Below are 14,503 nucleotides of genomic sequence, written 5' to 3'. Positions count from 1 at the left end.
TTGGTTGGTCTTGCTTGAGGCCCTTATGGGCCGGGGTCGGGCGCGTACCAGGACGGGTACATGGCCTCGATGGCGGTCAGCAGCACGCGCTCGTCGCGCGGTGCGGGAAGGTGCAGCCACGCCTCCACCGCCCCGGCGACGCCGTGAGCGAGAAAGGCGGCATAGAGCGCGGCAGCCTCGGGTCCCGGTTCGGGCGCCACCAGGAATCCCTCGCGCAACACGATCAGGACGGATTGCTCGACGTGCTCCGCGAGCACGATGCGCAGCGCGAACATCGATGAGGCGTGGCTGGTGCCGCCATAAACCGCCTCATGCTTGATGATGTGATCCACGATCTCGCACAGGGTCGAGCGCGTAAGGGAGCGCAGCAGCCGCCCGTCGAAGTCCAGCTGCTCCATCGTGTGCCGGCGGACTTCGTCCAGTTCGGACGAAAGCACGCGGGTCAGCAGTTCCACCGGGGTTTGTGCGTGCGCGTAGAAGGTGCTTCGGTTTACGCCGGCGCGGCGCGCCAGTTCAGCCACCGACGCGGTCGTGATGTCGCGCTCGGCGGCAAGCGACAATACCGCTTGGGCAAGCCGGGCTCGGGTCCGCTCTACCCGCGCGTCTTCCGACCCCTGGCCTGTCGGCAATTGCTTCGGAATCGTGCGCGACGGCATACGACCCTCCATTCGGCCAAACCCCAGATACGCAACACCTGTTGGATATTTATCCAAGGTCCAGCCATTCCGGTCAACCGAAAACGTAAGGGAGCCTTTTTAAAGCACGGTCGAGGGGGGATGGCTTTGACCAGGCTGCGTCTGCGGACGCGCTATCCCCTCCGCGTAAAATCGACGAAAGCCCGAAGCGGGGCCGGCAAGTGGTGCCGGCCGGGATAATAGAGGAAGGGGCCGGGGAAGCTTTCCCACCACGGTTCCAGCACCGGTTCCAGCGCGCCGCTCTCGAAGTGGGGGGCGAGCCACGCCTCAAAGAGCTGGATGATGCCGAGGCCCTGCAGCGCCGCGTCGATCGCAAGGTCCACCGCGGCTCCGAGGCGCACCACGAGGGACCCGTCCGGATCGACATGCAACACCTCGCCGTCCCGCTCGAATTCCCAGGGCGGGATATTACCGCTGGCGAACTGGCCGCGCAGGCAGGCGTGGGACAGCAGGTCGCGCGGATGCTCCGGGCGACCATGTGCGTCGAGGTAAGAGGGTGCGGCGGCGGTGGCGAAACGCTGCGTGCGCGGACCAATCGGGACGGCGATCATGTCCTGCTCCAACCTTTCGCCGTAGCGGATTCCGGCATCGCAGCCGGCGGCCAGCACGTCCACGAAGCCATCCTCGACGATCACCTCCATGCGGATGTCCGGATAAGCCTTGAGGAACGGCGGAACGAACTCCGGCAGCACGAGGCGGGCGACGCTTGCCGGCACGTTCAGCCGCAAGGTGCCGGCCGGGCGATCCCGAAAGGCGTTGACCACATCGAGCGAGGCTTCCACCTCGCCCAAGGCCGGCACCAGCCGCTCCAACAGACGCTGGCCGGCTTCCGTCGGCGCGACGCTCCGGGTCGTCCGGTTGAGCAGCCGAACGCCGAGCCGCGTTTCCAGCCGCCGCACCGCTTCGCTGAGACCGGAAGCGGAGACGCCGCCCGCCTTTGCCGCTTCGCGAAACCCACCGGCGCGCGCGACCGCCACGAAAGCCGCGAGATCCTGAAGCTCCTTCATTGTCCACCCTTTCGTACAACCCGTCCCGATTATACCGGATTATCACCCAAGGGCATCTGATCCATATGGAAGACCAGCAGCAACGGAGAAAACCATGACCAATCTCGATGCAGCCGGCAGCTTCCGGCTCGGCAGCCACAATGTGAAGCGCATGGGCTATGGCGCGATGCAACTTGCCGGCCCCGGCGTGTTCGGGCCGCCCAAGGATCGCGAGGCGGCGATCGCGGTGCTTCGCGAGGCCGTTGCCGCCGGGGTGGATCACATCGACACCAGCGACTTCTACGGCCCGCACGTCACCAACCAGATCATCCGCGAGGCGCTGCACCCGTATGGCGACGATCTCGTGATCGTCACCAAGATCGGAGCGGTTCGCGGCGAGGACGCATCGTGGAACCCGGCGATGCAGCCCGCCGAGCTCGCCAGCGCCGTGCATGACAATCTTCGCAATCTCGGCCTCGACGCACTCGACGTGGTCAACCTGCGCATCATGGGCGACGTCCATGGTCCCAGCGAGGGCTCGATCGAGGCGCCCCTCACCGCACTGGCGGAGCTGCAGCAGCAGGGCCTCGTTCGCCACATCGGCCTCAGCAACGCGACGTCGAAGCAGATCGCGGAAGGACGCGGGATCTGCGAGATCGTCTGCGTGCAGAACCTGTACAATCTCGCCCATCGCGATGACGACGCGTTGATCGAGGAACTGGCCACGCAGGGCACGGCCTTCGTGCCGTTCTTCCCGCTGGGCGGCTTCACGCCGCTGCAATCCTCCACGCTGTCGGGCGTGGCGGAACGGCTGGGAGCAACGCCGATGCAGGTGGCCCTCGCCTGGCTGCTGCAGCGCTCGCCCAACATCCTGCTGATCCCCGGCACCTCGTCGCTCGGCCACCTCCGCGAAAACCTCGCGGCCACCGAGCTCAAGCTTTCCGAGGATGTCGTCGCCGAACTGGACGGGATCGGGGCGGCCGACCGTCAATAGTCGCGACGCAACTCCACCTTCCTGTCGGGTGTCAGACCGGTTCGGCGAAAGCCGGGCCGGTCTTTCGCGTCGCATCCGCGACACCGCGAGCGGGACGACCCCGAACGGAAACCGCCGAGGTGAAGAAAACCGGATCTGGAAGGAAAATGGTGCCGCTTAGGTGACTCGAACACCTGACCCCATCATTACGAATGATGTGCTCTACCGACTGAGCTAAAGCGGCGATGGGTGCCTCATACAAGGTCACGGGCTCGGGAGCAAGCCATCAGATAGCCCTGTTGACGACTTCCTCCCGGAAAAACACTGCGGGGGAAGGCGACCGGAAAGGGTCGCCCGCCCGGGCACGGAACAGGCCTAGAACAGGCCGAAGCGGCGCGGCGGCTCCTTCGCCGTTCCCTCTTCCACGCCCGGATCGTCGGGGGACGGCGGCACGAGGTCTTCCTCGGCGACCAGCGTTTCCTCCGGCCTGTCCGGCAGCGGCGGCGTGACGAGCTTCGGCGGCTGCGTTCCGCTGCCGATGACCGGCTGGGCCGTCGGGGCCGGCTTCGGGCCATCCACGATCACCGCGTCAGGTCCGTCCGTCTTGCCGGAAACCGGCGCAGCGGGTCGCATGGCTACCGGCTGGGCCACGATCGTCGGACCGGTCACAACCGGGCTGGGCGTGACGCGATCAGGTGCCGTGCGTCCGGACTTCGCGGCGCGGGCCAGCTCTTCTTCCTGGATCGCGACATCCACCGGAACGGGCTCGCCGTCGATCTCGAACGTTCGCTCCGCACCGCCGGTCGTCTCGCCCTGCGGTTCGACGAAGCGGCCGACCTGTCGCGGCTGGTCCGGGCCGAGCGCGTCCTGCACGAGGTCCGGCAGTGCGACCGCTTCCGGCTCTTCCAGGGGGAGCTTCCACTCCACCGCGTCGAGGCGACCGGTGACGGGCGAAACCGGCGCCCATTGCTCCAGCACCACGCCATCTGCGGTCCAGGCGGGGCCGCGCGGCGCTCTGACGGCACGGGCAAGCCATTCGCGCGCCCGGCCGCGATCGCCGGACTGGCCTTCTTCGATCTCGGCCATGAGGATCAGCACGCGCTGGTCCGGCCGGTCCTTGACCAGGGGCTCCAGCGCGGTGCGGGCACGTTCCCATTCGCGCGCTTCCGCCGCCGCGCGCGCCAATGCGATCCGCGCTTCCGGCGCATCCGGCTGCAGGCGGTGCAACGTTTCCATGCGCTTCAGGCGGTCGGTGGCGGAATCGCCCGAGCGAACATGCGCATAGGCCTCGGCGATCTCCGGATGCGGCGCTTCCTTCCAGGTCGCCTCCAGAACCTTTGAGGCACGCCGTACCTCGCCCAGCCGGGACAGAAGCCGGCCCGCGACCACGGCGGCGGGCACGAGCTCGGGCGCGAGCTCATGCGCTTCCAGCGCGGCGTTGCGGGCCGTTTCCGGCTCGCCGATCTCCTTGTCCAGCGCCTGCGCGGTCAGGATCACCGCGCGCTGGCGGCGGGCCGCCTTGCGGTCGAGCGTGCGGCTGTAGCTGCCGAGGAGTTCAAGCGCGCCGGCCCAGTCGCCTTCGGCCGCCTGATAGCGCAGCAACGCGCGCGAGGCCCAGGGGCTGGTGGACGCGTCTTGCCGCGCTTCCTCCGCGATGCGGCGCGCCGCCTCGTGATTGCCCTGCCGCTCCGCCTCGATGTAGAGGCCGCGCAGGCCCACGATGCGGGCGTCCGGCTCTTCCAGCATGGCTTTGAAGGCCTCGCCGGCCTCGGCATGATCGCCCTTGAGCTGCGCCGTCTGGGCGCGCAGCAGCATCGTCAGCGGCCGGTTCGGAATGCGCCGCAGCGCATCGCCGGTCGCACGCTCCGCGCCCCGGACATCGCCCGCCGCGACGGCGAGGAGGCCCGCCGTCAGCGCTTCGCGGGCGCGCTCCTCACGACGCCAGCGACGGCGGCGTCCCGAATTGGCGGGGATGCGGACGAGGAACCGCAGCAGCAGCACGATGACGGCGAACAGCGCCAGCGCGACCACAAGGCCCAGGACGGCGGTGGAGAGATCCACCGAATAGACATTGCCGTGCAGCGTCAGCGCGACCTCGCCGGAGGTGCCCTTCAGCCACTGGAACTCGAGGACGACGGCAAAGAGGACGGCGACGACAATCAGGAGACGGATCATCGGTCACCTACTTCGCTGAACTGAGTTGACCGAGGGCATTCGCCCTCAAACGGCCGGCGAGATCGATCGCCGCGGCATGGGCCTGCACCGGCTGGATGAATTCGTGCGTCGCATCCTTGTCGGCCTGCGGCAGCCCGTTCCATTCGTCCAGCACGCCCTTGAGGTTGCCGCTGTCGAAATCGGCATCGATGCGCGACAGGATGGCGGCGCTGCTGTTGCCCTCGATGGGGCCGGCCGGCGTGACCTTGATGACGCCCTTGGCGCTCTGCAGGAGCCGGGTCAGTGTGCCGCCGCCCTCGGCCGGCAGATCCGCCGTGGAGACGCGGCTCGCCATGACCTTGTCGAAACCCTGCTTGAGGTCGGCGATCCGCGGCAGGCCGGAAGCCGCATAGGGCTCCAGCGTGCCGATGGCGGCGTCCCCCGGCGTCACTGTCTGTACGGCCTTCAGCTCCGTCGCGAAGGAGCTACCCCCCTGCACGGCGTCCACGAGGCCGTTGGCGGCGATGACCGGCGCCACGGCGGCGGCCTGATCCGCGCGGCTCTGCGCCGCCTGGACAGCCTTCGTCAACTCGTCGATCTTCTGGCTCGGGGCGGCATGCGCGACCTGATCGGAGAGCTGCGCCACCGTGCCGGTCACCTCCGTCAGCTGCTGCTGCACATGTGTGGTGGTCTGCGCCATGTTGGCGAGCGTGGTGGCGGCCGTGGTCTGCGTGTCCTGCACCTTGCCGTTCAGCTGATCCACCGTTCCGGCCATCTGGTCCACGCGCTGGCCGAGCTGGTCGATCTCCGGCTTCATGGCGGAGATCGCGGTGGGCCCGATGGAATCGCGCAACTGGCCGAACTGGTCGGTGAGGGAGGCGAGGCGGCCGGAAAGCGAATCGGGCGCGACCTGATCGCCGGTGCCGACCGCCGCCTGAAGCTGGTCGACGCGCTTGCCGAGATCGGCGATGGCTGTGGCATCGGCCTTGCCGTTCACGGCGTCCGAATTGGTGTTCACCTTGCCTTCAAGCGCGGCGAGGCGATCGCGAAGATGGCCCGAAGCGGCGGTATCGGCGGGGCCCGCGCCCGGCTGTGCCCCCTCGCCCGGCTGTGTCGCCGGCGCGGTCAGCTTGGCTTCCAGAGCTGCGACCCGGGTGCCGAGATCCTGTACAGCGTTCTGGTCGGCGCCGTTCTGGCCGCCCTCGCCGGAAGCGACCGCCAGAGCCGCCTGCGCGCGTCCCTGCAGATCGGTGACAGTGCCCTGCACCTGCTGCAGCTGGGTGCGAAGATCAGCCACTTCGGCCTTGGTCGCCACGTCGCCGGAAGGGGCCGAGGCCGTCGCCTGCGGCCAGTGGCCGGATCGCTGGAGCGCGTAGACCCCGCCCATTCCGAGCGCACCGCCGAGAATAGCCGCGATCAGCAGCGCGGGAATGGAGACCGAACTCTTGCGCGCGGCGACATCCGCGCTCTCGCGCCGGGGGGCACTGCTTGCCGGCCCGGAACCGCTGGCGCTGCCACCGCCGGGCGTTGTGGAGGCCGTCGGACCGGACTTCGCGGCCGTGGTCGATGCTGCCGAAGCTGCGGCAGCCTTTGCAGCGCCATCAGGCTTCCCGCTGTCGCCGGCCCTGGTCTCCGCAGCGCGTGACCCGGCGGCCTCGATGACGGGCGAAGCCGGCTTCGACGGCTCGCTCTTCGGACTGGTGGTGGAGGCGACCGTCGAAGGCTTCGTGGAGGCGTTCGAGGCCGCGCTGTTCGAGGTTGGCATGTTCGACGTCGCGCCCGGCACGGCGTCTGGCCCGGCCGTCCCGGTCTTGGCGGGCTCCGCCGCCTGCGCGCGCTCGCCGCTCGTCATGCCACCGGTCGGGGCACTCGCACCCCCATCCGTGTGAGACGACGGCGCACCCCTGTCCGTGAACGTGGGTGTCGCGCCGGCGGAGGCCGGGGCGGACGGTTCACCGGCGCGAGATACATCCTTGGCCGGGAGGTCGATGGTCAGCCGACGGTCGCGCGCGCTGTCGGCGGCCGACGGGGTGCGGGAGGTGTCGTCGCCCTTCTGAGCTTCCTGCGACTGACCCGCGCCTGCGGGACCGGGTTGGCGGGGATCTTTGGCCAAGACTGTCTCCGTGAAAGCGCGGCTGCGCTTGTTCGCAGGCTAAACGCCTGCCGGCTTATTCCGTTCGACTACATCGGGCCAACATCTAATGCAAACAAGGCTGAGGACCGGGTTAACGCGTCGATTCAGCCTTCCGGCGCGGTCAGCAGCGCGAAAAGATGCGCCCCGTCGGGCCGCTCGGCCACGAGAACGGGGCCTCGGGCATGGCGTCGCACGGGCTCGGCCGCCGCCTCGGAAATGCAATAGATCGCGGTGTTTTCCGGCAGCGGCGAAAGCCTGCCGCCTCTCAGCGCCAGGGCAAAGGCGGTCGCGCTCTTGCGGGAATACAGCAGCACGCCGTCGATATGGCCGCTGCGCAGCGCCAGCGTCGCTTCCGGCGAAAGACGGACGACAGGCTCCGTCTGGTAGAGCACCCACGTCTGCACGGCGAAGCCGGCGGCTTCCAGCTGCCCCGCCGGGTCGCCCGCCTGCGTCTCGCCCGCGAGATAGAGGATCGGGCCGCCTTCCGGCTTCAGCCGCGACGACACCATCGCGACCAGCTCGTCGACCGCGCCTTCCGCCGAGACGGCATTGGCGAAACCGGCCTCCTGCGCCTGCCGGGTGCTCTGGTCGCCGACCGTGAAGATGGGCAGGTCCAGCACCATGGCGCGCTCGTGATGGGAGGCGAGCGCGCGCAGGGCATTGGCGCTGGTCGCGATCAACGCCTGAAAGCGACCTCTCGGCAGCGGCACGTCCGGCAGCAAGGTGACGGCCAGCGAAGGCGAGACCAGCGCCTCGTGGCCGAGCGCGGCGAGCGCCTCGGCGGTTCTCGTCGCGTCGGGCTCGGGACGGGTGATCAGCAGCCGCATCAGGCGATGCCGAGCTTTTCCAGGAACTCACGCGGCGCGCGGGTGCGGATGTCGTGTCCGGCGCGCCGGCCGATCTCCGCCGCGTCGGCAGCCGCCCCGGATTCCTCCACCTCGAAGAAATCGCGTCCGTCTTCCGACAGGATGATGCCCTTGAAGGAAAGCCGGTCGGCCGTGACGGAGGCATAGCCGCCGATCGGCGTGCGGCACGAACCGTCGAGCACGCCAAGGAAGGTGCGCTCGCATTCCGCCGCGAGCTGCGTCGGCAGGTGGTTGATCGCGTCCAGCGCGGTGCGGGTGATGCCATCCTGCTCACGGCATTCGATGGTCACGGCGCCCTGCCCGCAGGCCGGGAGGAAAGACCTGACATCGAGGAGCGAGGTGATGTGGGCTTGCAGCCCCAGCCGCTCCAGCCCCGCCGCCGCCAGCAGCGTGGCGTGGAAGTCGCCGTCCTCCACCCGCTTCAGCCGGGTCGGCACGTTGCCGCGCAGGAGCTTCACCTCGATATCCGGCCTGATGCGCTTCAGGAGCGCCTCCCGGCGAAGCGATGCCGTTCCCACCACCGCGTTGCGGGGCAGGTCCTGCACCGTCTGTGCGACGCCGGAGATGAAGGCATCGCGCACGTCGGCGCGCGGCAGATAGCCGCCGAGGGTCAGGCCGTCCGGCAGAAAGGTCGGCATGTCCTTGGCGGAATGCACGGCCAGATCGATGGCGCCGGAAAGAAGCGCCTCCTCGATCTCCTTGGTGAAGAGGCCCTTGCCGCCTGCCTCCAGCAGCGCGCGATCCTGGATCCGGTCACCGGACGTGCGGATCACCACGATTTCCAGCGCCTCTTCCGGCAGTCCGTGCGCCTGCATCAGCGCGTCGCGGACGGCATTCGCCTGCCAGAGTGCAAGAGCGCTGCCGCGCGTACCGATCTTCATGCTTGTGGGGCTTGTTTGCGCCACCTCGCCCTCAAATGTTAGGAGCCTCGCGGGCAATAAGCCCGAACCCCTAAAGGCTGGCTCCCTGAATCGCAATGAGTGAAGACGACATGCAGGTGCGCGGAGTGACGCTGCTCGGCATCGAGACGAGTTGCGACGAGACGTCCGCCTCGGTCGTCCGTCGCGAGGCGGACGGGCGCGGGACGATCCTGTCCAACGTGGTGTTCAGCCAGATCGAGGATCACGCGATCTACGGCGGCGTGGTGCCGGAGATCGCCGCGCGCGCCCATGTGGAAGCGCTGGACGGCCTCGTCCGCGCGGCGCTGGGCGAAAGCGGCAGGAACTGGGTTGACCTCGACGGCATCGCGGTGACCGCCGGACCGGGCCTGATCGGCGGCCTTCTGGTCGGCGTGATGACGGCCAAGGCGATCGCCGCCGCGCGCGGGCTGCCGCTCTTGCCGGTGAACCATCTGGAAGGCCACGCGCTGACCGCCACGCTGACGGACGGCACTGCCTTTCCCTATCTCCTGCTGCTGGTGTCCGGCGGCCACACGCAGCTCGTCGCGGTGGAGGGGGTCGGCCGCTACCGCCGTCTCGGCACCACGATCGACGACGCGCTGGGCGAGGCCTTCGACAAGACGGCGAAGATGCTGGGCCTGCCCTATCCCGGCGGCCCGAACGTGGAAAAGACGGCGCTCGCCGGCGATCCGACGCGCTTCCCCCTGCCCCGTCCGCTGAAGGGCCAGCCCGGCTGCAACTTCTCGCTCTCCGGCCTGAAGACCGCCGTGCGGCTTGCGGCGGAAGACGCGGCACCGCTGACCGAGCGGGACGTTTCCGATCTCTGCGCCTCCTTCCAGGCGGCCGTGGCAGAAGTGGTGGAAGACCGCTCCCGCCGCGCGCTCGCCCTGATGCGCGAGGAGATCGGCGCGCCGACCGCGCTTGTCGTCGCCGGCGGTGTCGCCGCCAACAAGGCGATCCGGGCGCGGCTGGAAACGCTCTGCAACGGGATGGGCCTCGCCTTCGTTGCCCCGCCGATGGCGCTTTGCACCGATAACGCGGCGATGATCGCCTGGGCGGGAGCGCTGAGGCTGGCCGAAGGGCTAAGCCCCGATCCCGAACTCCCGGCCCGGCCCCGCTGGCCGCTCGATGAAAGCGCCGAACCCATGCATGGCTCCGGCCGGCTCGGCGCGCGCGCCTGATACTGGAATCAGAAAGGAATATCATGACGATGGATCTGCAGCGGGTGGTCGTGATCGGCGCCGGGGCCTTCGGGACGGCGCTGGCAGTGGTGGCCGCGCGCTCCGGCCGCGATGTCTGCCTCGTCACCCGCAACGAAATTCATTCCGGCCATATCCGCGATCGCCACGCCAACGAGAAGTACCTGCCGGGGGTCGCGATCCACGACGAGATCGACGCCGCGCATGACGTTTCCGCCGCCGCCGATGCCGATCTCGTGCTGATGGCCGTTCCGTCGCAGGCGACGCGCGCCACCGCCGAGAAACTCGCCGCCCATCTTCGTCCCGGCGTGCCGGTGATCGCCTGCGCCAAGGGACTGGAGCGCGACACCGGCCTGCGCCAGACGGAAATCCTGTCGGAGTGCCTGCCCGGCGCGGTGCTGGGCGCGCTGTCCGGCCCCGGTTTCGCTCGCGAGATCGCGCACGGCCTGCCCACGGCCGTCACCGTCGCCAGCACCGACATGGCGGTCGCGCGGCATGTCTCATCCGCCCTCTCCACGGACGACTTCCGCTGTTATGCCAGCGACGATCCGGTCGGCGTGGAACTCGGCGGCGCGGCCAAGAACGTGCTCGCCATCGCCTGCGGCATCGCTGCCGGCAAGGGTCTCGGCGAAAGCGCCCGCGCGGCGCTGATCTCGCGCGGTCTGGCGGAAATGACACGGCTGGGGACCGCGCTCGGCGCTCGCCCCGAGACCTTCATGGGTCTTTCCGGCCTCGGCGATCTCGTGCTGACGGCCACGAGCACGGCGTCGCGCAACACCTCCTTCGGCATCGGCCTCGGCGAAGGTCGTTCGGTCCACGAACTCCTCGCCAGCGGCGAGCCCCTGGCCGAGGGCGCGCACACCGCCCGCACCGCCGCCCTGCTGGCGCGCGAACATGAGGTGGACGCGCCGATCATCGCGGCGGTCGCCGCCATCCTCGACGGTGCGATCACCGTGGACGAAGCCATCGACGGCCTTGTCACGCGCCCGCTCAAGGCGGAGAACGCCTGAGACGCACACGGGCACGCTCAGGAACGACATGGCTTACTGGCTCTTCAAGTCGGAACCCTTCAAGTGGTCCTTCGCCATGCAGAAGGCGAAGGGCGACGCCGGGCAGGAATGGGACGGGGTTCGCAACTATCAGGCGCGCAACTTCATGCGCGCCATGACCGTCGGCGACCGTGGCTTCTTCTATCATTCCAACGAGGGCAAGGCCGTCGTCGGCGTCGTGGAAGTGATCGCCGAGGCGCACCCGGACTCCACCGATCCGACCGGAACCTGGGCCTGCGTCGACCTGAAAGCGGTGGCCGACCTGCCGCGCCCGGTCACCCTGGACGAGGTAAAGGCCGATCCCCGCCTGCAGAATATGGTGCTTGCCGGCAATTCCCGGCTTTCCGTTCAGCCGGTTACGGACGAAGAGTGGCGGATGGTTTGCGAAATGGGCGGGCTCACCGTTCCGGCCTGAGCTTCGCTTTCGCAGATCGGATCCGGAGGGAACGGCTTGGGCATGAGAACATTATCGGAACAGAACGCTGTTTCAGCAGGTGACGATCATGTCCGAGCAGAACCCGAAGACGGATACGAGTTCCAATACAGAGAAAGACCCGGACGACTGGGTCACGGGCGACGAGCCGATGACGGGCGCGCAGGCTTTCTATCTCAAGACGCTGTCGGAAGAGACCGGCGGGGAATTCGACGACAAGCTCTCCAAGGCCGACGCTTCCAAGAAGATCGACGAATTGAAGAGCCAGTCCAAGCGGGTCAGCGGCAGCTGACCCCATCTTTCGCCCCGGCGGCATCATGACGCCGCCCATCGCGCCGGCCGAGGCCGGACGCTTCATCCGGGACAACACGCTGGCGATGACGCCGCCGCTTGTCCCGGAGATCACCCTTCTCCTCGCCCACGAGGCCCTGCCGCTCTGGGAAAAGACGGAGGAGGAACTCGGCGAAGCCGGGCTGCCCCCGCCTTACTGGGCGTTCGCCTGGGCCGGCGGGCAGGCGCTTTCCCGCTATATCCTCGACAATCCCGACCAGGTCGCCGGTCGCTCCGTCCTCGATTTCGCGTCGGGATCCGGGCTCGTCGGCATCGCCGCGCTGAAGGCGGGCGCGGGCAGCGTGGTCGCCGCCGAGATCGACGACTTCGCGGTGCGCGCGATGGCCGCCAATGCCGAGGCGAACGGGGTGGACCTGCCCATCGCGCACGAGGACCTGATCGGCCGCGACGACGGCTGGGACGTCATCCTCGCCGGCGACGTCTTCTACGAGAAGCCCTTGGCGGATCGCCTCGTCCTTTGGCTTTCAACCCTGGTGCGTCGCGGCGCGACGGTGCTGATCGGCGATCCCGGCCGCTCCTACCTGCCGCGCGAACGCTTGTCCGCCCGCGCCACGTACTCCGTGCCGGTCACCCGCGCGCTGGAGGATTCGGAGATCAAGAAAACCACCGTCTGGGTGCTGGAAAGCGACGCTCCACCCGCCTGAGACGCGCCTTGCCTGATGGACGAGCGCATCTCGCGCTTCCATAATGGCCCCAACAGAGACCGCATTCGTTGCGGCTACCGCCATCAGGGAGAACGCCATGACCGACCAGACCCTTTATCCCGTACCGGAACGCTGGGCCGAGCGCGCCTATATCGACGCGGATCGGTATGCCGAATGGTATCGGAAGAGCCTGGACGATCCCGACGGCTTCTGGGGCGAGCAGGCTGACCGACTCGACTGGATCCGCCGCTTCACGAAGGTCAAGAACACCTCCTTCGCCTATCCCGACATCACCATCAAATGGTTCGAGGACGGCACGCTGAATGTCAGCGCCAACTGCATCGACCGGCATCTCGCCGACCGCGCCGAGCAGACCGCGATCATTTTCGAGCCGGACAGCCCCGACGAGACGCCCCGCCACATCACGTACCGGGAGTTGCACGACCAGGTGAGCCGGCTGGCGAACGTCCTGAAGGAGCGCGGCGTACGACGCGGCGACCGCGTCACGATCTACCTGCCGATGATCCCCGAAGCGGCCTTCGCGATGCTCGCCTGCGCCCGCATCGGCGCGACGCACTCCGTCGTCTTCGGCGGCTTCTCGCCGGATTCGCTGGCCGGCCGCATCGAGGATTGCCGCTCCACCTTCCTGATCACCGCCGACGAGGGCCTGCGCGGCGGCAAGCCGGTGCCGCTGAAGGCCAATGCCGACAAGGCGGTCGAACGCGCGGCGGCCGAAGGCGTCAACGTGAAATCGGTGCTGGTCGTTCGCCGCACCGGCGGCACCGTGGAAATGAAGGAGGGCCGCGACCTCTGGTTCCATGAGGAGGTCGCCAGGGCTTCCGCCGATTGCCCGCCGGTGGAGATGGGCGCGGAAGACCCGCTCTTCATCCTTTATACCTCCGGCTCGACCGGCAAGCCCAAGGGCGTGCTGCACACGACCGGCGGGTATCTGCTCTACGCCGCCATGACGCACCGCATCGTCTTCGACTACCATGACGGCAACGTCTACTGGTGCGCCGCCGATGTCGGCTGGGTCACCGGCCATTCCTATGTCGTCTACGGGCCGCTGGCGAACGGCGCGACGACGCTGATGTTCGAGGGCGTGCCGAACTGGCCGACCCCGGCCCGCATCTGGGAGGTCGTCGACCGCCACGGCGTCAACACGCTGTACACCGCGCCGACCGCGATCCGCTCGCTGATGGGCGCCGGCAACGATTACGTCCAGCAGACCTCGCGCAAGAGCCTGCGCCTCCTCGGCACGGTGGGCGAGCCGATCAATCCCGAAGCCTGGCACTGGTACCACCACGTGGTCGGCGAGGACCGGTGCCCGATCATGGATACGTGGTGGCAGACGGAAACGGGCGGTCACATGATCACGCCGCTGCCGGGCGCGACGGCGCTGAAGCCGGGCTCGGCGACCCTGCCCTTCTTCGGCATCCGGCCCGTGCTGGTCGACGGCGAAGGCCACGCGCTTGAAGGCGCCGGCGACGGCAATCTCTGCATCGCCGATTCCTGGCCCGGGCAGATGCGCACCGTCTATGGCGATCACAAGCGCTTCGTGGAAACCTATTTCGCGCTCTACAAGGGCAAGTACTTCACCGGCGACGGCTGTCGCCGCGACGCCGACGGCTATTACTGGATCACCGGTCGCGTCGACGACGTGCTGAACGTTTCCGGCCACCGACTCGGTACCGCGGAGGTGGAATCCTCGCTGGTCGCCCATCCCAAGGTGTCGGAAGCGGCGGTGGTCGGCTACCCTCACGACCTGAAGGGGCAGGGCATCTATTGCTACGTGACGCTGATGGAGGGCGAGGAGCCGTCGGACGAGCTGAAGAAGGAGCTTCGCGACTGGGTGCGCCGCGACATCGGCCCGATCGCATCGCCGGACCAGATCCAGTTCTCGCCGGGCCTGCCCAAGACGCGCTCAGGCAAGATCATGCGCCGCATCCTGCGCAAGATCGCCGAGGATGACTATTCCAACCTCGGCGACACCTCGACGCTGGCCGATCCCGGCGTGGTCGACAACCTCGTCGGCAACCGCCAGAACCGCCGCACGACCGAGAAAGCCTGACGCCAGGGCGCCAGGGCGACAGCGGCCGGACGGTGAAAGAGCGTCCGGC

Annotated in this window: 14 protein-coding genes and 1 tRNA gene; 8 read left to right on the top strand and 7 right to left on the bottom strand. The window is 68.4% G+C overall.

Going from position 1 to position 14,503, the window contains the following annotated elements:
• Positions 1-23: 23 nt before the first annotated feature.
• Both BMY25_RS11245 and BMY25_RS11240 read right to left on the bottom strand, forming a co-directional pair.
• On the bottom strand, positions 24-656 hold the full coding sequence (locus BMY25_RS11245) for a TetR/AcrR family transcriptional regulator (protein ID WP_177176821.1): 633 nt from the start codon (positions 654-656) through the stop codon (positions 24-26).
• 152 nt (positions 657-808) lie between these two features.
• A complete protein-coding gene (locus BMY25_RS11240; RefSeq protein ID WP_092496730.1) occupies positions 809-1,702 on the bottom strand; it encodes a LysR family transcriptional regulator in 894 nt (297 codons plus the stop codon).
• Positions 1,703-1,796: 94 nt separating this feature from the next.
• Between BMY25_RS11240 and BMY25_RS11235 the strand changes: the two genes are divergently transcribed.
• Positions 1,797-2,675, top strand: a complete 879-nt coding sequence (locus BMY25_RS11235) for an aldo/keto reductase family oxidoreductase (RefSeq protein ID WP_092496729.1) — start codon at positions 1,797-1,799, stop codon at positions 2,673-2,675.
• A gap of 147 nt (positions 2,676-2,822) precedes the next feature.
• On the opposite strand, the gene BMY25_RS11230 is transcribed toward BMY25_RS11235, so the two are convergent.
• The 3 genes from BMY25_RS11230 to BMY25_RS11220 all read right to left on the bottom strand — a co-directional run bounded on the left by BMY25_RS11230 (position 2,823) and on the right by BMY25_RS11220 (position 6,195).
• Positions 2,823-2,898, bottom strand: a tRNA-Thr gene (locus BMY25_RS11230).
• Between the two features lie 131 nt (positions 2,899-3,029).
• Positions 3,030-4,829, bottom strand: a complete 1,800-nt coding sequence (locus BMY25_RS11225) for a heme biosynthesis HemY N-terminal domain-containing protein (protein ID WP_092496728.1) — start codon at positions 4,827-4,829, stop codon at positions 3,030-3,032.
• 7 nt (positions 4,830-4,836) lie between these two features.
• Positions 4,837-6,195 (bottom strand): hypothetical protein, encoded by a 1,359-nt coding sequence (locus tag BMY25_RS11220; protein ID WP_092496727.1) that lies wholly within the window; start codon positions 6,193-6,195, stop codon positions 4,837-4,839.
• A 43-nt stretch (positions 6,196-6,238) separates the two neighbouring features.
• Here BMY25_RS11220 and BMY25_RS11215 point away from each other — a divergent pair, with 43 nt between their 5' ends.
• Entirely contained in the window at positions 6,239-6,697 is a 459-nt protein-coding gene (locus tag BMY25_RS11215; RefSeq protein WP_092496726.1) for a hypothetical protein, read from the top strand.
• Between the two features lie 349 nt (positions 6,698-7,046).
• Here the strand turns inward: BMY25_RS11215 and BMY25_RS11210 are convergent, their stop codons facing one another.
• Both BMY25_RS11210 and hemC read right to left on the bottom strand, forming a co-directional pair.
• Complete coding sequence (locus BMY25_RS11210; protein WP_092496725.1) at positions 7,047-7,769, bottom strand: uroporphyrinogen-III synthase; 723 nt, start codon at positions 7,767-7,769, stop codon at positions 7,047-7,049.
• A complete protein-coding gene (gene hemC / locus BMY25_RS11205) occupies positions 7,769-8,689 on the bottom strand; it encodes a hydroxymethylbilane synthase (protein WP_092496724.1) in 921 nt (306 codons plus the stop codon). Before hemC ends, BMY25_RS11210 begins: the two co-directional genes overlap by 1 nt.
• A gap of 125 nt (positions 8,690-8,814) precedes the next feature.
• Here hemC and tsaD point away from each other — a divergent pair, with 125 nt between their 5' ends.
• From tsaD to acs, 6 genes are all read left to right on the top strand, one after another.
• The gene (gene tsaD, locus BMY25_RS11200; protein WP_177176828.1) at positions 8,815-9,888 is read left to right on the top strand and encodes a tRNA (adenosine(37)-N6)-threonylcarbamoyltransferase complex transferase subunit TsaD; all 1,074 of its coding nucleotides are present in this window, start codon (positions 8,815-8,817) and stop codon (positions 9,886-9,888) included.
• Positions 9,889-9,911: 23 nt separating this feature from the next.
• Positions 9,912-10,916 (top strand): NAD(P)H-dependent glycerol-3-phosphate dehydrogenase, encoded by a 1,005-nt coding sequence (locus BMY25_RS11195; protein ID WP_092496722.1) that lies wholly within the window; start codon positions 9,912-9,914, stop codon positions 10,914-10,916.
• Positions 10,917-10,944: 28 nt separating this feature from the next.
• Positions 10,945-11,370, top strand: coding sequence for an EVE domain-containing protein (locus tag BMY25_RS11190; RefSeq protein ID WP_092496721.1), 426 nt, complete (start codon positions 10,945-10,947; stop codon positions 11,368-11,370).
• An 88-nt stretch (positions 11,371-11,458) separates the two neighbouring features.
• On the top strand, positions 11,459-11,680 hold the full coding sequence (locus BMY25_RS11185; RefSeq protein WP_177176820.1) for a DUF3072 domain-containing protein: 222 nt from the start codon (positions 11,459-11,461) through the stop codon (positions 11,678-11,680).
• 25 nt (positions 11,681-11,705) lie between these two features.
• A complete protein-coding gene (locus BMY25_RS11180; protein WP_092496720.1) occupies positions 11,706-12,383 on the top strand; it encodes a class I SAM-dependent methyltransferase in 678 nt (225 codons plus the stop codon).
• Positions 12,384-12,480: 97 nt separating this feature from the next.
• A complete protein-coding gene (acs, locus tag BMY25_RS11175; protein WP_092496719.1) occupies positions 12,481-14,454 on the top strand; it encodes an acetate--CoA ligase in 1,974 nt (657 codons plus the stop codon).
• Positions 14,455-14,503 lie beyond the last annotated feature (49 nt).

Source organism: Faunimonas pinastri (genome assembly GCF_900110915.1).
In the GTDB taxonomy this organism is placed as follows: Bacteria; Pseudomonadota; Alphaproteobacteria; order Rhizobiales; family Afifellaceae; genus Faunimonas; species Faunimonas pinastri.
The sequence above is the reverse complement of the archived record's forward strand: the minus strand, read 5'-3'. Positions and strand labels throughout refer to the sequence as shown.

Excerpts from the sequence above, each read along its gene's own strand:
- BMY25_RS11215 (WP_092496726.1), top strand. The coding sequence starts at position 6,239 with ATGGAGACCGAACTCTTGCGCGCGGCGACATCCGCGCTCTCGCGCCGG.
- BMY25_RS11210 (WP_092496725.1), bottom strand. The coding sequence starts at position 7,769 with ATGCGGCTGCTGATCACCCGTCCCGAGCCCGACGCGACGAGAACCGCC.
- hemC (WP_092496724.1), bottom strand. The coding sequence starts at position 8,689 with ATGAAGATCGGTACGCGCGGCAGCGCTCTTGCACTCTGGCAGGCGAAT.
- BMY25_RS11245 (WP_177176821.1), bottom strand. The coding sequence starts at position 656 with ATGCCGTCGCGCACGATTCCGAAGCAATTGCCGACAGGCCAGGGGTCG.
- BMY25_RS11235 (WP_092496729.1), top strand. The coding sequence starts at position 1,797 with ATGACCAATCTCGATGCAGCCGGCAGCTTCCGGCTCGGCAGCCACAAT.
- BMY25_RS11195 (WP_092496722.1), top strand. The coding sequence starts at position 9,912 with ATGACGATGGATCTGCAGCGGGTGGTCGTGATCGGCGCCGGGGCCTTC.
- BMY25_RS11185 (WP_177176820.1), top strand. The coding sequence starts at position 11,459 with ATGTCCGAGCAGAACCCGAAGACGGATACGAGTTCCAATACAGAGAAA.
- BMY25_RS11190 (WP_092496721.1), top strand. The coding sequence starts at position 10,945 with ATGGCTTACTGGCTCTTCAAGTCGGAACCCTTCAAGTGGTCCTTCGCC.
- acs (WP_092496719.1), top strand. The coding sequence starts at position 12,481 with ATGACCGACCAGACCCTTTATCCCGTACCGGAACGCTGGGCCGAGCGC.
- BMY25_RS11240 (WP_092496730.1), bottom strand. The coding sequence starts at position 1,702 with ATGAAGGAGCTTCAGGATCTCGCGGCTTTCGTGGCGGTCGCGCGCGCC.
- BMY25_RS11220 (WP_092496727.1), bottom strand. The coding sequence starts at position 6,195 with ATGGGCGGGGTCTACGCGCTCCAGCGATCCGGCCACTGGCCGCAGGCG.
- BMY25_RS11180 (WP_092496720.1), top strand. The coding sequence starts at position 11,706 with ATGACGCCGCCCATCGCGCCGGCCGAGGCCGGACGCTTCATCCGGGAC.
- BMY25_RS11225 (WP_092496728.1), bottom strand. The coding sequence starts at position 4,829 with ATGATCCGTCTCCTGATTGTCGTCGCCGTCCTCTTTGCCGTCGTCCTC.